At 73.3% G+C, this 22,754-nt stretch carries 17 protein-coding genes and 1 riboswitch; of the genes, 9 read left to right on the forward strand and 8 right to left on the reverse strand.

The window, feature by feature from the left end; genetic code table 11:
• Positions 1-22: 22 nt before the first annotated feature.
• The 3 genes from ACICHK_RS37075 (at position 23) to ACICHK_RS37085 (ending at position 2,357) form a co-directional block, all read left to right on the forward strand.
• Positions 23-1,105, forward strand: a complete 1,083-nt coding sequence (locus ACICHK_RS37075; protein ID WP_406840369.1) for an enoyl-CoA hydratase/isomerase family protein — start codon at positions 23-25, stop codon at positions 1,103-1,105.
• 56 nt (positions 1,106-1,161) lie between these two features.
• A riboswitch (cobalamin riboswitch) is annotated at positions 1,162-1,308 on the forward strand.
• 40 nt (positions 1,309-1,348) lie between these two features.
• Positions 1,349-1,570: a CbtB-domain containing protein gene (locus ACICHK_RS37080; RefSeq protein WP_406840370.1), complete on the forward strand. Its 222-nt coding sequence runs from the start codon at positions 1,349-1,351 to the stop codon at positions 1,568-1,570.
• Positions 1,571-1,592: 22 nt separating this feature from the next.
• The gene (locus ACICHK_RS37085; protein ID WP_406840371.1) at positions 1,593-2,357 is read left to right on the forward strand and encodes a CbtA family protein; all 765 of its coding nucleotides are present in this window, start codon (positions 1,593-1,595) and stop codon (positions 2,355-2,357) included.
• 120 nt (positions 2,358-2,477) lie between these two features.
• Here the strand turns inward: ACICHK_RS37085 and meaB are convergent, their stop codons facing one another.
• Genes meaB through ACICHK_RS37100 form a run of 3 tightly spaced genes read right to left on the reverse strand, consistent with a single transcriptional unit; the run spans position 2,478 to position 7,440 of the window.
• Positions 2,478-3,461: a methylmalonyl Co-A mutase-associated GTPase MeaB gene (gene meaB, locus ACICHK_RS37090; protein ID WP_151471660.1), complete on the reverse strand. Its 984-nt coding sequence runs from the start codon at positions 3,459-3,461 to the stop codon at positions 2,478-2,480.
• On the reverse strand, positions 3,458-5,632 hold the full coding sequence (scpA, locus tag ACICHK_RS37095) for a methylmalonyl-CoA mutase (RefSeq protein ID WP_151471661.1): 2,175 nt from the start codon (positions 5,630-5,632) through the stop codon (positions 3,458-3,460). The genes meaB and scpA overlap by 4 nt, the downstream gene beginning before the upstream one ends.
• Positions 5,632-7,440, reverse strand: a complete 1,809-nt coding sequence (locus ACICHK_RS37100; RefSeq protein WP_406840372.1) for a methylmalonyl-CoA mutase family protein — start codon at positions 7,438-7,440, stop codon at positions 5,632-5,634. The genes scpA and ACICHK_RS37100 overlap by 1 nt, the downstream gene beginning before the upstream one ends.
• A 102-nt stretch (positions 7,441-7,542) precedes the next feature.
• Here ACICHK_RS37100 and ACICHK_RS37105 point away from each other — a divergent pair, with 102 nt between their 5' ends.
• Complete coding sequence (locus ACICHK_RS37105; protein ID WP_406840373.1) at positions 7,543-8,040, forward strand: NUDIX hydrolase; 498 nt, start codon at positions 7,543-7,545, stop codon at positions 8,038-8,040.
• Between the two features lie 22 nt (positions 8,041-8,062).
• On the opposite strand, the gene ACICHK_RS37110 is transcribed toward ACICHK_RS37105, so the two are convergent.
• Complete coding sequence (locus tag ACICHK_RS37110; RefSeq protein WP_406841426.1) at positions 8,063-12,163, reverse strand: molybdopterin-dependent oxidoreductase; 4,101 nt, start codon at positions 12,161-12,163, stop codon at positions 8,063-8,065.
• 255 nt (positions 12,164-12,418) lie between these two features.
• Entirely contained in the window at positions 12,419-13,975 is a 1,557-nt protein-coding gene (locus ACICHK_RS37115) for a hypothetical protein (protein WP_406840374.1), read from the reverse strand.
• Positions 13,976-14,408: 433 nt separating this feature from the next.
• Here ACICHK_RS37115 and ACICHK_RS37120 point away from each other — a divergent pair, with 433 nt between their 5' ends.
• Both ACICHK_RS37120 and ACICHK_RS37125 read left to right on the forward strand, forming a co-directional pair.
• The gene (locus ACICHK_RS37120) at positions 14,409-14,612 is read left to right on the forward strand and encodes a cold-shock protein (RefSeq protein ID WP_103549273.1); all 204 of its coding nucleotides are present in this window, start codon (positions 14,409-14,411) and stop codon (positions 14,610-14,612) included.
• An 801-nt stretch (positions 14,613-15,413) separates the two neighbouring features.
• On the forward strand, positions 15,414-15,992 hold the full coding sequence (locus tag ACICHK_RS37125; protein WP_406840375.1) for a lamin tail domain-containing protein: 579 nt from the start codon (positions 15,414-15,416) through the stop codon (positions 15,990-15,992).
• 188 nt (positions 15,993-16,180) lie between these two features.
• Here ACICHK_RS37125 and ACICHK_RS37130 read toward each other — a convergent pair whose 3' ends face one another.
• Entirely contained in the window at positions 16,181-17,053 is an 873-nt protein-coding gene (locus ACICHK_RS37130) for a UbiA family prenyltransferase (protein ID WP_406840376.1), read from the reverse strand.
• 148 nt (positions 17,054-17,201) lie between these two features.
• On the opposite strand from ACICHK_RS37130, the gene ACICHK_RS37135 reads away from it, so the two are divergent.
• From ACICHK_RS37135 to ACICHK_RS37145, 3 genes are read left to right on the forward strand one after another with little or no spacing between them, the layout of a single operon-like run.
• Positions 17,202-18,260 carry a type III polyketide synthase gene (locus tag ACICHK_RS37135; RefSeq protein WP_406840377.1) on the forward strand — a complete coding sequence of 353 codons (1,059 nt, stop codon included), beginning with the start codon at positions 17,202-17,204 and terminating at the stop codon, positions 18,258-18,260.
• A gap of 40 nt (positions 18,261-18,300) precedes the next feature.
• A complete protein-coding gene (locus ACICHK_RS37140; protein WP_406841427.1) occupies positions 18,301-18,834 on the forward strand; it encodes an isoprenylcysteine carboxyl methyltransferase family protein in 534 nt (177 codons plus the stop codon).
• The gene (locus tag ACICHK_RS37145; protein WP_406840378.1) at positions 18,831-19,850 is read left to right on the forward strand and encodes an NAD(P)/FAD-dependent oxidoreductase; all 1,020 of its coding nucleotides are present in this window, start codon (positions 18,831-18,833) and stop codon (positions 19,848-19,850) included. Before ACICHK_RS37140 ends, ACICHK_RS37145 begins: the two co-directional genes overlap by 4 nt.
• Positions 19,851-20,656: 806 nt before the next feature.
• Here the strand turns inward: ACICHK_RS37145 and ACICHK_RS37150 are convergent.
• A complete protein-coding gene (locus ACICHK_RS37150) occupies positions 20,657-22,399 on the reverse strand; it encodes a complex I subunit 5 family protein (RefSeq protein WP_406840379.1) in 1,743 nt (580 codons plus the stop codon).
• Entirely contained in the window at positions 22,396-22,746 is a 351-nt protein-coding gene (locus ACICHK_RS37155) for a sodium:proton antiporter (protein ID WP_151471670.1), read from the reverse strand. Before ACICHK_RS37155 ends, ACICHK_RS37150 begins: the two co-directional genes overlap by 4 nt.
• Between the last annotated feature and the right edge of the window lie 8 nt (positions 22,747-22,754).

Below are 22,754 nucleotides of genomic sequence, written 5' to 3' on the forward strand. Positions count from 1 at the left end.
GTCGGCCGGCGGAGGTGTCCGGATGAACGGCACCGGGACATCGGGCGCCGGGGATCCCGTCCTGCTGCGCACCGAGGGACGGGCCGCCCGTCTCACCCTCAACCGGCCCAGGGCCCTCAACGCCCTGAACCACGAGATGGTGCGCCGGATCGACGGGGCGCTCACCGCCTGGGAACACGACCCGGCCGTCGAGACCGTCGTCGTCACCGGCGCCGGGGAACGCGGACTGTGCGCGGGCGGCGACATCCGGGTCGTCCACGACGACGCGCGCGACGGGGACGGCACCGCGTCCGCCGCCTTCTGGCGGGACGAGTACCGCCTCAACGCCCGTATCGCCCGCTATCCCAAGCCGTACGTGGCGGTCATGGACGGCATCGTCATGGGCGGCGGCGTCGGCGTCTCCGCGCACGGCAGCGTCCGGATCGTCACCGAACGCTCGCGGATCGCCATGCCCGAGACCGGCATCGGTTTCGTCCCCGACGTCGGCGGCACCCGTCTGCTCGGCCTCGCCCCGGGCGAACTCGGCACCCACCTCGCCCTGACGGGCGCCTCGATCGGCGCCGGGGACGCGCTGCTGTGCGGCCTCGCCGACCACTACGTGCCCTCCGCCTCGCTCCCGCGACTGCTGTCCGACCTCGCCGACCGGCCCGTGGCGGAGGCCCTGGCCGCGCACGAGCGGCCCGCGCCCCCGGCGGAACTCGCGGAGCGGCGCGGATGGATCGACGCCTGCTACGAGGCCGACACGGTCGAGGAGATCGTCCAGCGGCTGCTCGCGGCCGGTGACCCGTCCGCCAAGGAGACGGCGGAGATCCTCCTCGGCAACTCGCCCACCGCCCTGAAGGTCACGCTGGCCGCCCTGCGCCGCGCCCGGCGGCTCGGCTCGCTGGAGCGCGTCCTGGACCAGGAGTACCGCGTGTCCTGCGCGGCCCTGTCCGCCCCCGACCTGGTGGAGGGCGTCCGGGCCCAGATCATCGACAAGGACCGCGAGCCGCGCTGGTCCCCGGCCACGCTCGCCGAGGTCACCGACGCCGACGTCGAGCGCTTCTTCGCCCCGCTCGGCGAGCGTGAACTCGGCCTGTCCGACGGGGCCTTCCGGTCGTCGTGAGGACCCGTCACCTGGGACGAGAGGAAGATCACCCCGGTCGGCGCGGTCTTGGCCAGGTACGCGGCACGCGGTACGGTCGGTCCGATATCGATGACGTCAAGACGGAAGCCGGCGGAAATCCGGCACGGTCGCGCCACTGTGAGCGAGACGCCCCAGCCACGCTGGGCGCCCCGTGAGTCAGACCCGTAGGCGGCATCCTGTGCACCACCGAGATGGGACGCGAACTCCCGAGGAGGTCCTGCCATGGCGCAGACCGTCGCCCAGCCGACAGCCACCACCCCCGCCATCCCCGCCAAGCTGCCGATCGGTGCGATCGCCCCCTGGGCGGTCTTCTTCGGCATCCTGATGCTGGTCCTGCTGTACTTCGTCGGCGCCGAGCAGGGCGCCACCTCCGTCGTCTCCGGCGAGGACGTCCACGAGTGGGTGCACGACGCCCGCCACCTGCTCGGCTTCCCCTGCCACTGACCCGAGGGGACCGCGCACACCCATGAACTCCGCAACGGTAAGAAATCTCCTCGTGCGGGGCATGCTCGCCGGCCTCGCGGCCGGTGTACTCGCCCTGGTCGTCGCCTACTTCCTCGGTGAACCGAGCGTCGACAGCGCCATCGGCCTCGAGGAGGCCCACGCCCACACCCACGAGCACGGGCACGAGGTCGAACTCGTCTCCCGGAGCCTGCAGTCCACCGCGGGCCTGGCCACCGGCGTCCTGGTCTACGGCGTCTCCTTCGGCGGCATCGCCGCGCTCGCCTACTGCTTCGCACTGGGCCGCGTGGGCCGCTTCGGACCGCGCGCGACCGCGCTCCTGCTGTCCGGGACCGCGCTGCTGGCCGTGTACGTCGTGCCGTTCCTGAAGTACCCGGCCAACCCGCCGGCGGTCGGCGACGCCGACACCATCGGCAAGCGGACCGCCCTGTACTTCCTGATGATGGTCCTCAGCGTGCTCCTCGCGGTGGGCGCCGTCATCCTCGGCAAGCGCCTCGCGCCGACCCTCGGCACCTGGTACGCCACCGTCACCGCGGTGGCCGCCTTCGCCGTCGTGATCGGACTCGCCTACCAGTTCCTGCCCGTGGTCAACGAGGTCCCGGGAGGCTTCCCGGCCACCCTGCTGTGGCGGTTCAGGCTCTCCGCACTGGCCATCCAGACCGTCCTGTGGGGTGGATTCGGCCTGGTCTTCGGCGAGTTGGCCGAACGCATGCTCAACCCCCGGCCCGCCGGGGCACCTTCGGGCCGGTCGGTCCCGGCCGCGAACTGAACCCTCCGGCACCGACGCCACAGGCCCCCGGATCACTCCGGGGGCCTGTGGCGTTCGCGCGGTCCACCGCGGATATGAGCGGTGGCAGGGCTCCGACCTGCCCCGCCACCGCCGTCCAGGTCAGCGGCCCTCGCCGCCGAACACCTCCAGGATGCGCTCCGCCGCGAGCGTCGCCGTCAAGTCGCCCTCGCGGACCTGCCGTTCGAGCTCGGGGGCGAGAGCCCGTACGGCCCGGTCGGCGTGCAGCCGGCCGAGCAGTTCGTCCCGGACCATGTTCCAGGTCCAGTCCACCTGCTGGTCACGGCGCTTCTCGGCGAGGGCGCCGGTCGAGTCGAGCAGCGTCCGGTGCTGTTCCAGACGGTCCCAGAGGGTGTCCAGACCGGCCGACTCGCGGGCGCTGCAACTCAGCACCGGCGGCGTCCAGACGGCGTCCTTGCCGTGCATCAGCCGCAGCGCGCCCGCCAGTTCACGCGCCGCCGACTTCGCGTCGCGCTCGTGCGGACCGTCCGCCTTGTTGACCGCGATCACGTCCGCCAGCTCCAGGACGCCCTTCTTGATGCCCTGCAACTGGTCCCCGGTACGCGCCAGCGTGAGCAGCAGGAAGGAGTCGACCATGTTCGCGACCGCGGTCTCCGACTGACCGACACCGACCGTTTCCACCAGCACCACGTCGTAGCCGGCCGCCTCCATCACCACGATCGACTCGCGGGTCGCCTTCGCCACCCCGCCGAGCGTCCCGGCGGTGGGGGAGGGGCGGATGAACGCGGCCGGGTCCACGGCGAGCCGCTCCATCCGGGTCTTGTCACCCAGGATGGAGCCGCCCGTACGGCTGGAGGACGGGTCGACGGCGAGCACCGCCACCCGGTGCCCGAGCGAGGTCAGCATCGTGCCGAACGCGTCGATGAAGGTCGACTTGCCCACGCCCGGCACCCCGCTGACACCGATCCGCCGGGCCTTCCCGCTGTGCGGGAGCAGCTCGGTCAGCAACTCCTGCGCCAGCGCCCGGTGCTGGGGCCGGGTGGACTCGACGAGCGTGATGGCGCGGGCGACCAGCGCCCGCTTCCCGTCGAGCACACCCTTGACATAGGTGTCGAGTTCGATCACAGGTCGTGCCCGAGGTCGGCAGAGAGCCGCTGGACGAGGTCGTACGCCGCGTCCGGGATCACCGTCCCCGGCGGGAAGACCGCCGCCGCGCCCATCTCCAGCAGCGTCGGCACGTCCTGCGGCGGGATGACCCCGCCGACCACGATCATGATGTCCTCACGCCCCTCCGCCGCCAGCTCCTCGCGCAGCGCCGGTACGAGGGTGAGGTGTCCGGCGGCCAGCGACGAGACGCCCACGATGTGCACGTCCGCCTCGACCGCCTGCCGGGCCACCTCGCCCGGCGTCTGGAACAGCGGGCCCACGTCGACGTCGAAGCCGAGGTCGGCGAAGGCGGTCGCGATCACCTTCTGGCCGCGGTCGTGGCCGTCCTGGCCCATCTTGGCGACCAGGATGCGCGGGCGCCGGCCCTCGGCCTCCTCGAACGCGTCCACCAGCGCGCGGGTCCGGTCCACGGAAGGGGACTCCCCTGCCTCGTTGCGGTACACCCCGGAGATCGTACGGATCTGGCCGGCGTGCCGGCCGTAGACCTTCTCCAGGGCGTCGGAGATCTCGCCGACGGTGGCCTTCGCGCGGGCCGCGCGCACCGCCAGCTCCAGCAGGTTGCCCTCACCGGCGGCCGCCCGCGTCAGATCCTCCAGCGCGGCCTGCACCTCCTGGCCGTCGCGCTCGGCCCGCAGCCGGCGCAGCTTCTCGATCTGCTGCGCGCGCACGGAGGAGTTGTCGACCTTGAGCACGTCGATCTGCTCGTCGGACTCCACGCGGTACTTGTTGACGCCGATGACCGGCTGGCGGCCGGAGTCGATGCGGGCCTGGGTGCGGGCCGCCGCCTCCTCGATCCGCAGCTTCGGGATGCCGGCGTCGATGGCCTGCGCCATGCCGCCCGCCGCCTCGACCTCCTCGATGTGCTGCCAGGCACGCCGGGCGAGGTCGTGGGTCAGCTTCTCCAGATAGGCGCTGCCGCCCCAGGGGTCGATGACCCGGGTCGTGCCCGACTCCTGCTGGATCAGCAGCTGCGTGTTGCGGGCGATCCGCGCGGAGAAGTCGGTGGGCAGCGCGAGCGCCTCGTCCAGCGCGTTGGTGTGCAGCGACTGCGTGTGGCCCTGGGTGGCGGCCATGGCCTCCACACACGTGCGCGTGACGTTGTTGAACACGTCCTGAGCGGTCAGCGACCAGCCGGACGTCTGCGAATGGGTGCGCAGGGAGAGGGACTTGGCGCTCTTCGGGTCGAACTGCTTGACCAGCTTCGCCCACAGCAGGCGCGCCGCCCGCATCTTGGCGATCTCCATGAAGAAGTTCATGCCGATCGCCCAGAAGAACGAGAGCCGCGGCGCGAACGCGTCCACGTCCAGGCCCGCCTCGCGGCCCGCCCGGATGTACTCCACACCGTCCGCGAGGGTGTACGCCAGCTCCAGGTCGGCCGTCGCGCCCGCCTCCTGGATGTGGTACCCGGAGATGGAGATGGAGTTGTAGCGCGGCATCCGCTGCGAGGTGTACGCGAAGATGTCGGAGATGATCCGCATCGACGGCTTCGGCGGATAGATGTAGGTGTTGCGGACCATGAACTCCTTCAGAATGTCGTTCTGAATGGTTCCGGCCAGCTTCTCGGGCGGTACGCCCTGCTCCTCCGCCGCCACGATGTAGAGCGCCAGCACCGGCAGCACGGCACCGTTCATCGTCATCGACACGGTCATCTTGTCCAGCGGGATGCCGTCGAAGAGCTGCCGCATGTCGTAGATGGAGTCGATGGCCACGCCCGCCATGCCGACGTCGCCCGTCACCCGGGGGTGGTCGCTGTCGTAACCGCGGTGCGTGGGCAGGTCGAAGGCGATCGACAGGCCCTTCTGGCCCGCGGCGAGGTTGCGGCGGTAGAAGGCGTTGGACTCCTCGGCCGTCGAGAAGCCCGCGTACTGGCGGATGGTCCAGGGCTGGTTGACGTACATCGTCGGGTACGGGCCGCGAAGGAACGGCGCCACGCCCGGGTACGTCTCCAGGAAGTCCAGGCCCTCCGTGTCACGGCCGGTGTACAGCGGCTTGACCGCGATGCCCTCCGGGGTCTCCCAGAACGCGTCGCCGGTGCCGGCGGCCTTCTGGGCGGCGGCCTTCCAGGCGTCGGCGGTGCCTTCGGCGGTGGGTGTCCCCAGGTCGATTCCGGAGAAGTCGGGGATTCCCATCAGGACACTCCCATGCGGTCGAGGGTGGCGGTCAGGACGGCGACGGCGTCGCAGCCCGCGAAGACGTAGGAGTCGACACCGGCGTACTGCGCGGGCCGGCCGGCCAGGAAGACGTGCCGGGCCCCGGCCGCCGCGAGGGCTTCGGCCGTGCTCACGGCCTGCTCCTCGTACAGCGCGTCGCTGGAGCACAGGACGGCCTCGGTGGCGCCGCTGTCCTCGAACGAGCCCTCCGTGACCGGCTCGATGCCGCCGGCCTGGAACAGGTTCGCGACGAAGGTGCTCCGCGCGGTGTGCGCGGCGGCGGATCCGATCGTGGCCAGATAGATCCGGGGACGGGCCCCGGTGGCGGCGAGATGCGCGTCGGAGCGTGCCCGCAGCGCCTCGTACGCCTCGTCGCGCCGCACCCGCGGCAGGCCGCCGGACGGTGCCGCGGGAGCGGGCTCGCGCTCCACCGGGCGCTCCGCCAGGTACGGGAACTCGCTGACGCCGGTGATCGGTTCGCGCCGCTTGGCGAGCTTCACCGAACGGGCCGCCCAGGTGTCCGCCAGGTCGCGCGCCAGCCGGCCCGAGCGCAGCACCGCGGCCTGGCCGCCGTCCCGCTCGATCCCCTGGAAGAACTCCCAGCCCGCGTGGGCGAGTTCGTCGGTCAGCCGCTCCACGTACCAGGAGCCGCCCGCCGGGTCGATCACCCGGGACAGGTGCGACTCCTCGATGAGGATCGTCGAGGTGTTGCGGGCGATGCGCCGCGCGAACGCGTCGGGCAGCCCGAGCGCGTGGTCGAAGGGCAGGACGGTGACGGAGTCGGCGCCGCCGACACCGGCCGCGAGCGTCGCGATGGTCGCGCGCAGCATGTTCACCCACGGGTCGCGGCGCGACATCATCACCGGCGAGGTCACGGCGTGCTGCACCTGCCCGCCCGCGCCCGGCGTCCCGCAGACCTCGGCGACCCGCGCCCACAGCCTGCGCGCCGCCCGCAGCTTGGCGATCGTCAGGAACTGGTCGGCGGTCGCGGCGTACCGGAACTCCAGCTGCGCGCAGGCCTGCTCGACGGACAGTCCGGCTTCGGTCAGCTCGCGCAGATAGGCGACACCGGTCGCCAGCGAGGCGCCCAGCTCCTGCCCGGCCGAGCCGCCGGCCTCGTGGTACGGGAGCGCGTCGACGGTCAGCGCCCGCAGCCCCGGGTACTCGCCGGCGCACCGCAGCGCGAGCGGGACGACCGCGGCGAAGTCCGTCGCCGCCCCCGTGCGGGCCTCGTGGCCGAGCGGGTCCGCGCCGAGGTTGCCGCGCACGGCATCCGGAGCGACACCGCGGGCCGCGTACAGCCGCAGCAGCTCCCGGGCCGCCGCCTCGACGTCACGGCCCGCGTCGAGGACGACCGGGGCCAGATCGAGGTACACGCCGTCCAGGACCGCTTCGAGCGAGGAGACGGGAACGCCGCCCTCGCCGACCGCGAGCCACAGCGACGTGACGCCGTTCTCCAGGTCACCGAGGACCAGGGCGTTGTCCGCCGCCGAGTGCCGCTGTCGCACGTCCCAGCCGCCCGCGGTGTTGCCCTCGGGCCTGCTGCCCCGGACGAAGGGGGCGAAGCCGGGGAAACCGGCATCGGCGGCCGTGTCGCGCGCGGTGTAGAGGGGCCTGGTGGCGAGTCCGTCCTCGAGCGCGGTGGACAGCGCGTCTTCGGCTGCCGCGCCCGAGGCCTCCTTGCCCGATTTGCGCAGCACACCTTCTACCAGGAGCTGCCACTGGTCATGGGTCGCGGAAGGGAACTCGGCGGCCAGCGCGAGCCCGTCGTTGGGCAGGACTGTCATGCTCGGATGCTAGGTCAGAGTACTGAAGCAGCAGCAGTGTCGAAGCCTGTGACCTTGACCTCTCGCTGGCGGTGATCCAGATCTCTCTGCCAGGGTGGGCCGATGCGGATACCCAGGCAGGCAGCCAGAGTCGCGGTGCTGGACCCGGCGGGCGCCGTCTTCATGTTCCGGTACGACAACGAGGAGGTCGGCGTCCACTGGGCGCTGCCCGGCGGCGGACTGGATCCGGGGGAGACCCCGCTCCAGGCCGCCGTGCGAGAGGTGCGGGAGGAGACCGGCTGGACGGACGTCGAACCCGACGGAACGGCGCTGTGCTTCTGGGAACACGACTTCACCCGCGCCGGGGTCCCCGTGCGGCAGTACGAGCACATCTTCCTCGCGTACGGGCCGCGCAGGGAGCCGGTGAGCGAACTGGGCGCGTTCCAGGCGGCGGAAGGCATTCTCGGGGGCAGCTGGTGGTCCCCGCTCGACCTGTCGGATCCGGCGGAGCCGCTGTGGCCGCCCCGGCTTCCGGAACTGCTGGCCGCGGTACGACGGGACGGCCCGCCCGCGACACCCGTCGACCTCGGGTTCACGCCGAACGGCGGCCTCGCGCCCTGAGCCGGGAGCGGGGCCGCCCCGGTCAGTACACGTCGCGGACGTACCGCTTCTCGGCCGCGAGCTGCTTGACGTAGGCGGCGGCGCCGTCCGCGCCGTGGCCGCCGTGGGTCACGGCGATGTCCCGCAGGGCCTGGTCGACGTCCTTGGCCATGCGGGACGCGTCGCCGCACACGTAGAGGTGCGCTCCGTCCCGGAGCCAGGACCACAGCTGGGAGCCGTGCTCGCGCATCCGGTCCTGGACGTAGACCTTGACCCGCTGGTCGCGGGAGAAGGCCGTGTCGAGGCGGTCGAGGGTGCCGTCGGCGAGGAAACCGGTCAGCTCCTCCTCGTAGTAGAAGTCGGTGGCCCGGTGCTGCTCCCCGAAGAACAGCCAGTTGGGCGCGTGGTGGCCGAGAGCGCGCCGCTCGTGCAGGAAACCGATGAAGGGCGCGATCCCGGTGCCGGGGCCCACCATCACCATGGGCGTGGCGGGGTCGGCCGGTGGCCGGAACCTCGGGGAGGGCTGGACGAAGACCGGTACCGGCGTGCCGAGGGGCGCGTCGGCGAGGAAGGGCGAGCAGACGCCCTGGCGCGCTCGTCCGCCGGGGTTCTCGTAGCGGACGACGGACACCGTGAGCGAGACGAGACCGGGGTCGGTCAGCGGGCTGGACGATATGGAGTACAGCCGGGGCTGCAGCGGCCTCAGGACCTCGGCCCATTCCTGGGCGTCGGCCCGGACCGGGTGTTCGGCGACGAGGTCGACCGCCTGACGGCCCCAGGACCACCGGGCCAGTTCGTCCTTGTTGTCGGGCCGCAGCAGCTTCTTCAGCACCCGGTCGTGGGTGCGTTCGGCGACGAAGCGCAGCAGCCCGGGGGTGATCCGGGTGATGTCCAGATGCCGGTGCAGGGCGTCGTGGAACGGGATCTCCCCAACTCCTTCCAGGCGCACGGCGCCGTCCGCCGCGAGTCCGGTGGTGGCCAGCCACTCCGTGACGAGTTCCGGGGAGTTGACGGGGCGTACGCCGAGGGCGTCGCCGGCCCGGTAGACGAGCGGGGTCTCGCTGTCGCGGGTGTCGAAGGTGAAGCGCCGGACCTCCTTGCCGGCCCCGGGCAGACTGAGCAGCTGGTTCCCGGCCAGGCGGGCGGTGACGAGACCGGGCTTTCCCGGCGGGGCGGCGGACGGGGGTGCCGGAGGAGCGGGCGCCGGCGGCGGCGTGACCGTTTCCGCGCCGTCGGTCAGGGAGGCGAGGACCTGGTCGAGCCAGGCCGTGGCCGAGGGCCCGTAGTCGGGTTCGCAGTCCGTGCGCGGGGCCAGGCGTACGGCGCCCAGTTCGTCCAGGCGCTGGTCGAGGCGGCGGCCGTGCCCGCAGAAGTCGTCGTAGGAGGAGTCGCCGAACGCGAGGACCGCGTAGCGCAGGCCGTCCAGGCGGGGGGTGTCGGGCGCGGCCAGTGCGTCCCAGAACCCGGAGCCGTTGTCCGGGGCGTCGCCGTCGCCGAAGGTGCTGGTGATCAGCAGGACGTCGGCGCCGGCGGGCAGTTCCCCCGGACGGGCGTCGTCCATGCCGACCAGGGTGGCCCTGTGCCCCGTGGTGGTGAGCCGGTCGGCGGCGGCCGTGGCGAACTCCTCCGCGTTGCCGGTCTGCGAGGCCCACAGGACGACGACCTCCCGGACGGGACCGGCGGACGCCGGGGCCGGGGGCGGTGTTCCCGGGGTGGCCCGGGAGTACATGCCGGCGAGCACCCCGTTCACCCACAGGGCGTGCTCGGGGCTGAACGGGGCGCCCGGCGGCAGCACCGGCACGCCCGGAGCGCCCGGTTCGATGCCGGCGAGGAACCCGATCAGGTACTGGCGCTCGTGCTCGGCCAGGACCGGCGGCGGAGCGGGCCGGAGCCCGAAGACGTCCACGGGTCCCGCGGGCAGGGGGGCGGTCACGGCCGGTCCTCCGGCAACGGCGGCCACCGCGAGGGCGGCACCCGCGTCGGACCCGGACCCGACGCCGGCACCGGCACCGGCACCGGCACCGGCGGTGACCGTGACCGGCGCCGTCACGGACACCGGGGCCGCCACCTTCGTCAGGGACGCCGCGCAGACCTTGAACTCCGGCTGGAAGGACAGCGGGTCGACGGCGTCGTTGGTGACCGCGTTGACGCTCAGGTACTCGCCGAACAGGTCGTTCCAGTGGAAGGGCGCGAAACAGCAGCCCGGCCGCATCCGGTCGGTCACCACCGCGGGCAGCACCGCCCGGCCGCGCCGCGAGGCGACCTCCACCGAGTCGCCGTCGGCGACACCGAGCCCGGCGGCGTCGTCCGGGTGCAGTTCCACGAAGGGCCCGGGATCGAGCTTGTTGAGCTTGGCGACCCTGCCCGTCTTGGTGAGGGTGTGCCACTGGTGCTGCACCCGGCCGGTGTTCAGGATGTAGGGGTAGTCGTCGTCCGGCATCTCGGCGGGAGGCAGGTGCGGGCGGGCGTGGAACACCGCCCGGCCGCTCGCCGTGGGGAAGACCGGACCTCCGCCGTGCTCGTCCACGTACCGGATCGGGTTGCGGTCGGGGCCGTCCTCGCGCGCGGACGGCCACTGCACCGGGGTGGAGCGCAGCCGCTCGTAGCTGACGCCCCGCAGGTCGTAGCCGGTCCCCGGGTTGTGGGCGCGCTTGATCTCCTCGAAGACGTCCTCCGCGCTCTCGTACGAGAAGCCCCGCTCGTAGCCCATCGCGCGGGCGACGGCGGCGATGATCCGCCAGTCCGCCGTCGCCTCCCCGGGAGGCTCCACCGCGGGCCGGGCGAGGGTCAGGTTGCGCTCGCTGTTGACGAGGACGCCCTCGGTCTCGGTCCACAGCGCTCCCGGCAGGACGATGTCCGCGTACGCGTTGGTCTCCGTCTCGGCGAAGACGTCCTGGGTGACGACGAACTCGGCCCGTTCCAGGCCCTCGATCACGGTCCTGCGGTTGGCCACGGAGGCGACGGGGTTCGTGCAGATGATCCAGCAGGCCTTGATGTCCCCGTCGGCCATCCTGCGGAACATCTCGACCGTGCCCCGGCCGGACCCGTCCTCGCGCAGGGTGCCGGGGGGCAGTTCCCACAGGTCCTCGACGAAGGCGCGGTCCTCGGCGGCCAGGACCGACCGCTGGCCGGGCAGGCCGGGACCCATGTACCCCATCTCCCGGCCGCCCATGGCGTTCGGCTGGCCCGTCAGCGAGAACGGACCGCTGCCGGGCCGGCAGATCGCCCCCGTCGCCAGGTGCAGATTGACGAGCGCGTTGGTGTTCCAGGTGCCGTGCGTGGACTGGTTGAGGCCCATCGTCCAGCAGCTCGTCCACTCCCCGGCCTCGCCGATGAGCCGGGCCGCCTCGCGGATGTCCTCCTCCGGCACGCCCGTGATCGCGGCGACCGCGGCGGGCGGGTAGTCGGCCAGGAACTCCGGCATCGCCTCCCAGCCCTCGGTGTGCGCGGCGATGAAGCCGGGGTCGGTGTGCCCGTTCTCGTGCAGCAGGTGCAGCAGCCCGTTGAGGAGGGCCAGGTCCGTGCCGGGCCGGACCTGCAGGAACAGATCGGCCTTGTCGGCGGTCGCGGTGCGCCGGGGGTCGACGACGATCACCTTGGCGCCGCCCGACCTGACCCGCTCCATCATCCGCAGGAACAGGATCGGATGGCAGTCGGCCATGTTGGAGCCGATCACCAGGAAGACGTCGGCGTGCTCGAAGTCCTGGTACGAGCCGGGCGGGCCGTCCGCGCCGAGCGACAGCTTGTATCCGGTGCCCGCGCCGGCCATGCACAGCCGGGAGTTCGACTCGATCTGGTTGGTCCCGACGAAGCCCTTGGCCAGCTTGTTCGCCAGGTACTGGGCCTCCAGGCTCATCTGCCCGGACACGTAGAACGCGAAGGCGTCCGGACCGTGCTCGTCGATCACCGCCCGCAGCCGCCGGGCCGTCTCGGCGATCGCGGTGTCCAGCGGGGCGGGCTCGGCCTGCGCGCCGCGTTCGGCCCGCACGAGGGCCGAGTCCAGCCGCCCGGGGGCGGCGAGCATGTCGGCCGTGGTCGCGCCCTTGGTGCACAGGCGCCCGAAGTTGGCGGGGTGCGCCTTGTCGCCGGACGCCTTCAGGACCGTACGCCGTCCGTCGGGCCCCATGCCGATGTCGAGGACCATCCCGCAGCCGACACCGCAGTACGAGCAGACCGTCCGCACCTGCTGGGTGGTCGTGGTCACGAGCGGCCCTCCGTGTGATCGGTACCTTTCTCCACCGACGCTACGAAGGGCCCATTACGCGGTTGTCACACCGCTCGATCACCGGGGGTTACGCGCTCCACACACCGCGGCCACGGCGCCTGTGAGGTGGGGCCGTCGGGTGTGGCCTGCGGCGACGGGGACACCCGGCCCGGTGCCGGGTGTCCCGCCGTCACCTCAGTAGCCGAGGCCCGTGGTGGTGTACGCACACTCCGTGTAGAGGTAGCCCGGGGAGAGCTTGGCGGTGTCCGAGGCGGGGGACTTCCCGGTGCCGCTCCGGGACTTGTGCACGAAGTAGGTGGTGCCGACGGGCAGGTGGATGGTCCGCTGCGGGTAGTTCTTGCCGCTGCTGCACGGCTTGAAGCCGATCCCCAGCGTGCTGCCCAGCGAGTACGAGGTGCAGCTCCCGCAGGCCTTGAGGTTGAAGCTCCCCGTCACCGGCCCCGTGTACAGGACCGTGATCTCGTCGGGGCTGTCGTTCTTGACCGTGACGGCGATGCTGCCGCCCGAGGCCGTGGTCGGCAGACGCTTGCCGGCCGCGGGCACCGTCTGCGCGACCTCCGCGGCGATGGCGATCTTCTGGGCGCGCGCCCGGTTCTTGTGGTGCGGGTTGTTCTTGGCGAAGTCGTTCATGGTGGTGACGGCGTCACCGAACTTCTTGTCCTTGTACTGGTCGACACCGCAGGCGTACGCGCCCGAACGCGCGCTGTCCGAGGCCCGGTCGGCGTCCTTGCCGAGGGCGTCGGCCACCCCGGCCCGCTCCCCGGACAGTCCGCGGACCTGGGTGTCGAGACCGTCGAGCCGCTGCACGGCGGCACAGGGGTCGTCACCGCCCACGGACCTGACCGCCTCGTCGACCGCGTTCCTCACGGCGGGCTCGACCTTCCTGGCCTGCGCGGACCTGGGGAAGGTCGACAGGAGCTCGTCGAACTGCGTGGTCCAGCCCTCGTTCCCACCGCTCAGCGACGCCGCCGCGCACTCGTAGAGCGACGTGGCCAGCCGGTCGTCGGGCCAGTCGGCGAGGTCCCCCAGCTGTTCCTCGTCCACCGTGCGCGGAACCGTGCGGAGGTACTTCAAGGGCGGTACGGCCGAGCAGTAGTCCTTGCGCGCGTAGGGGGCACCGACGGTTTCGTAGTAGGTCTCGAGCCGGTCGGGCACCCGCCGGGCCGCGCGTGAGTCCGGGTGGTCCTCGCTGAGCGCGGCGTAGGAGGCCAGGGCGCGGCGGTAGCCGGCCTCGGCCGTCGCGAAGCCCTGCTTCCCGGAGCGCTCGACCAGTTCGTCGGCCCGGTCGAGCCGGTCGAGGAGCATCCGCTCCGTGGCCTCGTCGCGCGCTCCGTCGTACAGGACGACTCCCGAGGCGGGCACGGCCAGCAGGACGACGCCGAGCGCGGCCGCGACCAGGGCGCTCGGCAGCAGCGCCGACCGGGCCCGCAGTCCCACGAACGCGCCGTGCGCGGCGGCGAGCACAAGGAAGGCCAGGTAGAGCACCACCGCGGCACCGGGGACCCCGTCGGGATCCGCGGGCAGGGCCACCAGGAGCAGGATCGCCGTCGCGACCCAGCACACGGCCATCAGTCCCCAGCGGCGCACCACGGCGTAACCGAGCCCGAGCCCGCTGAGGTTCAGCAACGCCACCGCGACGGCCCGCCAGGGGCTGGCGGGAGCGGGCGGCGGCGCGGTCGGCATCGGCGGAACGACGAAGCCGTCACGAGCACCTTGATGATCCCAGGACATGACGGTTCCCCCCGTCGATCACGCCTGAAGCTGTCTGGCTTGTCAGCGTACGGTCAGTCAGCGGCCTGCGACAGAGCATATGTCGAGCGTCCGGGGCCCGTCTGTCCCACCCGACGACGGACGCCCCACCCGTCGCACGCGGTGCGGCCCGTGTCCGGGGTCCGGCCATGTACTCGATGCCGCCCGGTGACCGGGTCCGCGCACGGATGCCGAGACCTCCTGGGGCGTGTGTGTCCCGGGTGCCGCTCCACCTGACGGCCCTCGCTCTCTGGTGAGAGGCGCTCTCGCCGTGTAACGTCGCCGACAGATGTCGTGGTTCGCAGTACCTGCCCGCGCCGTGGTGCGGGCGTTTTGCTGTGCAGTGCCCGAGGACCAGGACGACTACCTCCGGGTTCGCGCGGTGCGGACCCGTCGACGAGTGAGAGGCACTGGCATGGCCAGCGGAACTGTCAAGTGGTTCAACGCCGAGAAGGGCTTCGGTTTCATCGCGCAGGACGGCGGCGGCCCTGACGTCTTCGCGCACTACTCCAACATCAACGCCACCGGCTTCCGTGAGCTCCAGGAGGGCCAGGCCGTGACGTTCGACATCACCCAGGGCCAGAAGGGCCCGCAGGCGGAGAACATCACGGCCGTCTGACCCCGCGTCACGCCGGCGCGGCGCCTCGACGATCACCCGTGACCGAGGCGCCGTGCGGGACGGCGGACGACGAAGGCCCGGTAGCCCTCCCCAGGAGGGGCGGCCGGGCGGCGTGCCGGCACGATGTCGGTGCGCCATGCGCCCGCAGCGGGGCGCGCACCGTGTTTCCGGCGCCGTACGCGCCGATGCCCGGCGGCCCGAGTGCCGCCGTCCTTCCCCGCCCGGGCCGGACCACCCCCGTTCAGGGGCGCGCCGAGGCGTCCGGGCCCCTTCCTCCCGCGGCCGTCGACGGCGTCCGGCCGCTACCGCTCGTGGCGGCACCCGCGTCCCGTCGATCCCGTGGTCCGAGGCCGCGTTGACGACGCGTCCGCTTTCCGGGCCCTCCTCTTCGCGTTCCGTCCACCCGTTCCACCGGTCTTTGATGGCGGATGCCGATACGGCCGTGTCACACGGTCGCACCGGACCGGAGGGGCGTTACTCACTTTCGGGTGATGGCCGGATGGTCCCCGGTGACGCGAGGGATGCCCGCATGTCGCCAGGACGCCACGGAGACAAGGGAGTTGGCGGTGACGAGACGGCACTGATGGCCTTTCAGCAGTTAAAGGGCTGATACAAGCATCTGTAACCGACATGTCCGTAATCTGTAACAGCGGCCGGGTGTCGCCCGTCCTGGGCGGGGATGTGGAGCAAGTTATGAGTCCTCGGCCACCGGGCCGGGACTCGCACAGGGTCGCACCGTGCGGGTTCCCCGCGAGGGGGCCCGCACGGGGTGTGCCGGCTCTCGAACCTTGAGGAGCTTTCATGTCCGTTTCCACGTCTGTCACAGCCCGCCGTATGGCGGCCGCCGTCCTGGCGGCCGGCGCTCTGGTCGGTTCGGCCTCCGTGTCGGCCTCGGCCGCGGAGCCGCGCTTCGAGCGCTCGCACGTCGCGATCAGCCGGGTGCAGGCCGACGCGCCGGGCTTTGACGACCGCTCCGCCCGTTCCCTGAACGCGGAGTGGGTGGAAATCACCAACTCGGGCCGTCGCGGCATCGACCTGGACGGCTGGACGCTGTCGGACCGGCAGGGCAACCGCTACACCTTCAACCACTACCGCCTGGCCGGGCGTTCCACCGTCCGCGTCCACACCGGCTACGGCCGCGACACCAGCCGTGACCTCTACCAGGACCGTCGCAACGAGGTGTGGGACAACCGCTCCGACGCCGCCACGCTGCGCACCGAGCGCGGCCGCTTCGTCGACAGCGTCTCCTGGGGCCGGCACCACGACCGTGACGACCGCTGGGGCCACTGGGGCCACCGCCACGACGACCACCGCCGTGACGACCACCGTCGTGACGACCACCGTGGTCCTGGGGACCACCGCGGTCACTTCGGTGGCTGAACGCCCCCTGACGGCAAGCCCGTTCGGAGCCGGATGACGGCAGACGACCGGCCGTGGGCCGGGCGACGCCAGACCCCGTGATCATCCGGTTCACCGGACGGTCCCGCCGAGGAAGACCCGCACCGCACGGTGCGGGTCTTCCTTGTATGCGCGCGGCTCCCCTTCCCCTCCACGACCGGGCACGACGGTCAGACGGGTCCCATCCCGGTGCCGCCCAGCAGCAGCGTCACGTCCACCGCCGCCACGACGACCGCCGTCGCGAACGCCAGCCGCTCCCGGCGGCGTCCCAGCACCGTCCCCGTCACCGCCACCAGCAGGACCAGGACCAGCGCCGTCACCTCGCGCCGGCCGGGCGGTCCCGCGGGCCCCAGGGTCAGCAGCGCGGACGCGGTCACCAGGGGCACCGGAAGCAGCAGCCGCGCACGGTCCGGCCCCAGCCGCTGCGGCCACCCGCGCACCCCCGCCGCCAGATCACCACGGATGTCCGGAAGCACGTCGCCCAGATGCGCCCCGATCCCCAGGAACGCCCCGGCGCCGAGGACCCACCAGGCGGGCCACGGCCGGCCGGGCAGCCCCAGTGTCACGAAGGCCGGGAGCGCGGCGAACGCCAGCGCGTAGGGCGCCCAGGACCAACGGGTGGCCTTGAGACGCAGGTTGTACGCCCATCCCGCACCGACCGCGGCCAGATGGACGGCGCCGGCCCAGAGACCGTTGAAGAGCGAGAGGGGCACGCACAGGGCCAGCGCCGCGTACGCGGCGGTCCACACCTGACCCGCTCCGACCGCTCCGGCCGCGACGGGCTTGCCGCGGCGGCCCTCCGCCGTGTCCCGGCCCGCGTCGAACGCGTCGTTGCACCAGCCCACGGACAACTGCCCCGCCAGGACGGCGGCCCAGGCCAGGACACACCCCTCGGTCCCGCGGCCGGCGATCACGGCCAGCGCAGCCGTCAGCGTGGTGACGGTCACGACGGGCCCGGGATGGCACGCCCGGCCCAGACCGGCCACCAGGCCGCTCCCGCGTCCGGCGCCGTCACCGGCCGTCGTGTGCTCGGGAGTACCCACCCGGCGATGGTAGGAGGCCCGGTCCACGCGGTTCGAGCGCGCCACGGGACGAACGGCCGGACGGGCGATCCCTGGTGACGAAGCGCCGGTGCGGGGAAAGCCTGCTGAACCGGGCAGCCCGGCCCGGTCGGTTTCGGACGGGAGTCCTATGACGCGGATCGCCGCCGTTCACGGAACCCTCGCGCCGCACCGCTACGACCAGTCCGAAATCACGGACATGGTGGCCCGCAGGTGTCTGCGGGACGGCGCCGACCGCCGCGCGCTCGACCGGCTGCACCGGGCCGCGCAGGTCCGCGGCCGCCACATGACACTGCCGCTCGAACAGTACGAGGCACTGGACGGATTCGGCGCCGCGAACGGCGTCTTCGTCCAGGCCGCGACGGACATGGGGGCCAAGGCCGTCCGGGAGGCGCTGCGCCTGGCCGGTCTGTCCGCCACCGACGTGGACCTGCTGGTCTTCACCTCCGTCACGGGCATCGCGGCGCCCTCCGTCGACGCCCGGCTGGCGGGCCGCCTCGGACTGCGGCCCGACGTCAGGCGCGTGCCGATGTTCGGCCTGGGCTGTGCCGGCGGCGCGGCGGGCCTGGCCCGCGCGCACGACTATCTGCTGGGCCGGCCCGACGAGGTGGCGGTGCTGCTGTCGGTGGAGCTGTGCTCGCTCACCTTCCAGCGCGACGACGCGTCCCTGGCCAACCTGGTCGCCACCGGTCTGTTCGGCGACGGCGCCGCCGCCGTGGTGGCCTGCGGTTCCCGTCGTACGGGCGGAGCCGGGGGCCCCACGATCGTGGACACGCGCAGCCGGCTGTACCCCGGCACCAGCCGCGTCCTTGGCTGGGACATCAAGGACTCGGGCTTCCGGGTCGTACTGGACCCGGAGATCCCCGACGTGGTGCGCCGTCACCTCGCCGACGACGTCCGGGGGTTCCTGGAGGACCACGGCCTGAAGCCGAAGGACGTGAGCGCGTGGGTGTGCCACCCCGGCGGCCCCCGGATCCTGGAGGCCGTCGGCGAGGCGCTCGACCTGCCCGAAGGGGCCCTCGACGTGACCTGGCGCCATCTGGCCGAGGTGGGCAACCTCTCCTCGTCGTCCGTGCTGCACGTACTGCGCGACACCCTGGCCGGCCGTCGCCCGCCCCCCGGCACGCCGGGTGTGCTGCTGGCGATGGGGCCGGGCCTCGCCTGCGAACTGGTGCTGCTGCGCTGGTAGGCCGCCCGGCACACGACACGGAACGGTGGGACACGCACACATGGACTGGTACGGACTGCTGGTGGCCGCCGTCGCCGCCGAGCGGGTGGGCGAACTCGTCGTCGCCCGCCGCAACGGACGCCGGAGCCGCGCACACGGCGCGATCGAGGCGGGCCGGGGCCACTACCCGGCGATGGTCGCCCTGCACACCGCCCTGCTGATCGGCTGCCCGGCCGAGGTGTGGCCGGCCGACCGGCCCTTCGTCCCGGCGCTCGGCTGGTCCATGCTGGCCGTGCTCGCGGGCGCCCAGGCGCTGCGCTGGTGGTGCATCACCACCCTGGGGTTCCGCTGGAACACCCGGGTGATCGTCGTGCCCGGTCTGCCGCTGGTGGCCCGCGGCCCGTACCGGGTGCTGCGCCATCCGAACTACGTGGCGGTCGTCGCGGAGGGAGTGGCCCTCCCGCTGGTGCACACCGCCTGGGTCACGGCACTCCTCTTCACACTGGGCAACGCCGTCGTGCTCACCGTGCGCGTCCGGTGCGAGAACCGGGCACTGGCCGGTGCGGCCCCCTCGCTCGGGTCCGTTCCGGCGTGATCGACGTCCTGGTGGCCGGCGGCGGCCCGGCCGGCCTGGCCGCCGCGATCCACGGCGCGCTGGCCGGTCTGGAGGCGGTGGTCGTCGAGCCGCGGACCGCGCCCGTGGACAAGGCCTGCGGAGAAGGTGTCATGCCCAGCGGGGTCGCCGGGCTGCGGACGCTGGGCGTCGAGGCCGCGGGGAAGGAACTGCGCGGGATCCGGTACGTGGACGGCACCACCCGTGCCGAAGCGTTCTTCCGGGGGCCGAGCGGCCTGGGGATCCGCCGTACCGAACTGCACCGGGCGCTGCACGAGCGCGCGCTCGGTCTCGGCGTACGGATCGTGCCGGGCAAGGTGGGGGAGGTGTGCCAGGGCGCGGACACGGTCACCGCCGCGGGTCTCACGGCGCGCTGGCTGATCGCCGCCGACGGACTGCACTCCACCGTCCGCCGGGGCCTCGGGCTGGAACTGCCCGGCGGCGCGCACCGGCGCTACGGACTGCGCCGGCACTACCGTGTCGAGCCCTGGACGGACTTCGTCGAGGTCCACTGGTCCGGCCGTGGCGAGGCCTATGTGACACCGGTCGCCGACGACCTGGTCGGTGTCGCGGTCCTCAGCCGTGTGCGCCGCGGATACGACGAGCACCTGGGCGACTTCCCGGACCTCACCGCCTCGCTGCGCGGGGCCGGAGCCGAGGCCACGGACGTGCGGGGCGCCGGGCCGCTGCTCCAGCGGGTGCGCCGCAGGGTCGCCGGACGCGTCCTGCTCGTCGGCGACGCGGCGGGCTATGTCGACGCCCTCACCGGGGAGGGGATCGCCCTCGGCCTCGCGACGGCCGGTGCCGCCGTCCGCTGCCTGGCGGCGGGGCGGGCGGGGGAGTACGAGCGGGCGTGGGCCCTGCTGACCCGGCGTCACCGGCTGCTGACCGGGGCCCTCCTGGCCGCGAGCCGCCGCCCCGGCACCGCCCGCCTGGTCGTCCCGGCGGCGTCCCGGCTCCCCCCGCTCTTCAGCGCCGCGGTCCGGGCCCTGCAGTAGCCCGGCGGGGCGCCCGTACCCACGGCCCGGGGTTCCGGCCCGCGCTCCCTCATCGCCCCGCGCTCGCGGAAGCGGACGAGCGTCCTGCGGCGAGCACGCTCGGACGGCGCCCGCACGCTGCCCGCGGCCCGCACCGGGTCGGGCACCCGTCCACGACTGCGGGCTCGGGCCGGGCACCTGCCCGCGGCCGGACGGGCGCCCGCAGGTGCCCTGCGGCTGGGCCAGGCACCCGGCCACGGTCCGCACCGGGCCCTGCGGCCCGCGCGACCGGGGCGGGCAGCGGCCTCTGTGCCGTACCCGAGGCCGGGTTCCTGGTCGCGGTTCGAGGCGGGGCCGGTATCGGCTGCGGCCCGCACCGGAGGCAGCCGTCCGCGGCTTCGCGTCCGGGGCCGGGTGTCTGCTTGTGCTCCGCGGGGCGGGGCCGGGCGGCGGCTCGCGTGGCCGGGCGGGTGGCTTCCTCCGCGCTGTGCCCGAGGCGGGTACTCGTCCGCGTGCTGCGGCCGGGCTCCTGGTCGCGGTGCGAGGCGGGGCCCGGTATCCGTCCGCGGCTCGCGCGGCCGGGGCGGGTGGCTTCCTCCGTGCCGTGCCCGAGGCGGGTACTCGTCCGCGTGCTGCGGCCGGGTTCCTGGTCGCGGTGCGAGGCGGGGCCCGGTATCCGTCCGCGGCCCGCGCGGCCGGGGCAAGTGGCTGCCTCCGTGCCGTGCCCGAGGCGGGTACTCGTTCGTGCACCGCGGCCGGGCTCCTGGTCGCGGGCCGCGCCGGGGCGGGCACCGCCGGTGCCCCGGGCCCCGTGTTCGACGCCGGTGTCACCCCGTGAGAACGCCCGGCAGGGCCAGCGCGCCGAGCAGGGTGATGCCGGCCAGGAGCCAGACCACGTAGTCGCCGATGTGCCCCGAGTGCAGCAGGCGCAGCGGCTTCGTCCAGCCGTACGGCTCCTGGCGGGCCGGGCCGCGGACACCCGCCGCGGCCAGTCCCACCGCGAGCGCGGCCGAGACGAGGCCGAGGACCATGCCCGGCACGGTCCAGTGCGGTGGTTCCGCGGTGCCGAACGCCCGGCCGACACGGGCGGCGGACTCCGGGACCGGACCGGCCACGAGGGCCCCGGCGAGCAGGACGGCGGGCACCGCGGCCATCGTCGCGGGCACCCGGCGGAGCCGCCCCCGGCTCTCCGGCTCCTCCCGGTCCCCCTTCGTCTCGTACGCCGCCGCGGCAGCGGGCCGCTCACCGGCGCCGAGGAACACCCGCGCGGCCACCCGCAGGACCGCCCCCGCGGTGACCGCCGACACGGCGACGAACACCACGGTGAGGAGCGGGCCGCCGGCCTCCTCCGTGAGCGCCTTGCCGAGACCCGTCGCGAAGGGAGGCATCCCGGACAGGGCCAGCGCACCGGCCACGAACAGCACGCCGACCCCCTTGAGCTCCTTCGCGCGCCCGTACAGTTCGTGCTCGTCGACGCTGCCGTACCGGTCGAGGAGGATGCCCGTGCAGGCGAAGAGGGCGGCCTTCGCACCCGCGTGGCCCGCGACGTAGACGGCGACACCACTGGTCGCCTCGTCGCTCAGCAGGCCGATCCCGACGAGGAACAGCCCCGTGTGCGCCACGGTCGAGAAGGCGAGGAGCCGCTTGATGTGCCGTTGCTGCCAGCACATCACCGAGCCAGCCAGCGCCGTCAGGACGCCGACGGTGACGAGGGTGCGCTCGGCGTCCGGCGCCGGGACGCCCCCGGGGCCGGCGAAGACCGTGTGGTACACCCGCCACACACCGTAGGAGCCCAGCTCCACCATGACGCCGGACAGCAGCATGCAGACCGGCGTCGGCGCCACGGCGTGCGCGTCCGGCAGCCAGAAGTGGAACGGGACGGCCGCCGCCTTGACCAGGAGCCCGGTGAGCACCAGGACGAAGGCGCACAGGGTCAGCGCGTCGGGCCCGCCGAGGGCGTCGAGCCGTACTCCGATCCGCCGCATGCCGAGCTCCCCGGTGCGGGCGTACAGCAGCACGATCCCCGTCAGCGTCGCGTACGCGCCCAGCGAGTTGACGACCCCGAACGTCAGCGCGCCCTGCACGGCCTTCGCCTCCTCCACGCGGTAGCCGGTCAGGGCGTACGCCACGACGCCCATCAGCTCGAAGAAGACGAAGGCGTCGAAGAGGTCCCCCGTGAGGGCGAAGCCGCACATGCCCGCCTGGAAGAGCAGGACGAGCGCGGGGAAGGAGCCGGCGTGCCGGTGCGGCGGCTCGTCGAAGTAGCGCCAGGAGTAGACGAGCACGGCGACGACCAGGACGGAGACCAGCGACGCGAGTCCCGCCCCGGCCGCGTCGCCGACCAGGACGATGCCGACCCCCTCGCCGTCGTGCGGACGCCGGCCGCCCACCCACTCGACCGCCTCCGGCCCGGACCCCACGAGGAGCGCCACGGCCAGGCCCGCGGTGGCCGCCGCCACGGCGCAGCCGGTCGTCTCGGCGGCGACGCGCGGCAGCCGGCGCCCCGCGGCCACGAGCACGGCGGCGCCCAGCAGCGGCAGCGCGACGACCAGCGGCAGCAACCGGCTCATCCGCGCAGCTCGGACAGTTCGTCGGGGTCCACCGTGCCGTGTCGTTTGGCGACCTGTATCACGAGGGCGAGCAGCAGGGCCGTGACCGTCGCGCCGACCACCACGTCCGTCAGGGCCAGGGCCTGCACCACGGGGTCGACGAGCGGTCTCGATCCCGGCTTCAGGTCGGAGAAGACGGGCGCGGTACCGCCGTCGCGGTAGCCCACGGCCAGCAGCAGGACGTAGGTGGAGGACTGGCAGACCGACAGGCACCCCACCGCGTGCACCAGATGCCGGCTGGTGGCGAGGCCGTAGCACCCGGCCAGGAAGATCCAGCCCGCGAACAGGTAGGGCAGTACGGACATCATGACGTGGT

This window comes from Streptomyces sp. AHU1, assembly GCF_045343905.1.
Taxonomy (GTDB): domain Bacteria; phylum Actinomycetota; class Actinomycetes; order Streptomycetales; family Streptomycetaceae; genus Streptomyces; species Streptomyces triticiradicis.

Bases quoted from the DNA above. Each gene is read 5' to 3' on its own strand.
- ACICHK_RS37075 (WP_406840369.1), top strand. From the start codon at position 23: ATGAACGGCACCGGGACATCGGGCGCCGGGGATCCCGTCCTGCTGCGC.
- ACICHK_RS37080 (WP_406840370.1), top strand. From the start codon at position 1,349: ATGGCGCAGACCGTCGCCCAGCCGACAGCCACCACCCCCGCCATCCCC.
- ACICHK_RS37085 (WP_406840371.1), top strand. From the start codon at position 1,593: ATGAACTCCGCAACGGTAAGAAATCTCCTCGTGCGGGGCATGCTCGCC.
- scpA (WP_151471661.1), bottom strand. From the start codon at position 5,632: ATGGGAATCCCCGACTTCTCCGGAATCGACCTGGGGACACCCACCGCC.
- ACICHK_RS37100 (WP_406840372.1), bottom strand. From the start codon at position 7,440: ATGACAGTCCTGCCCAACGACGGGCTCGCGCTGGCCGCCGAGTTCCCT.
- ACICHK_RS37105 (WP_406840373.1), top strand. From the start codon at position 7,543: ATGCGGATACCCAGGCAGGCAGCCAGAGTCGCGGTGCTGGACCCGGCG.
- ACICHK_RS37110 (WP_406841426.1), bottom strand. From the start codon at position 12,163: ATGGTCCTCGACATCGGCATGGGGCCCGACGGACGGCGTACGGTCCTG.
- ACICHK_RS37115 (WP_406840374.1), bottom strand. From the start codon at position 13,975: ATGTCCTGGGATCATCAAGGTGCTCGTGACGGCTTCGTCGTTCCGCCG.
- ACICHK_RS37120 (WP_103549273.1), top strand. From the start codon at position 14,409: ATGGCCAGCGGAACTGTCAAGTGGTTCAACGCCGAGAAGGGCTTCGGT.
- ACICHK_RS37125 (WP_406840375.1), top strand. From the start codon at position 15,414: ATGTCCGTTTCCACGTCTGTCACAGCCCGCCGTATGGCGGCCGCCGTC.
- ACICHK_RS37135 (WP_406840377.1), top strand. From the start codon at position 17,202: ATGACGCGGATCGCCGCCGTTCACGGAACCCTCGCGCCGCACCGCTAC.
- ACICHK_RS37140 (WP_406841427.1), top strand. From the start codon at position 18,301: ATGGACTGGTACGGACTGCTGGTGGCCGCCGTCGCCGCCGAGCGGGTG.
- ACICHK_RS37150 (WP_406840379.1), bottom strand. From the start codon at position 22,399: ATGAGCCGGTTGCTGCCGCTGGTCGTCGCGCTGCCGCTGCTGGGCGCC.
- ACICHK_RS37155 (WP_151471670.1), bottom strand. From the start codon at position 22,746: ATGATGTCCGTACTGCCCTACCTGTTCGCGGGCTGGATCTTCCTGGCC.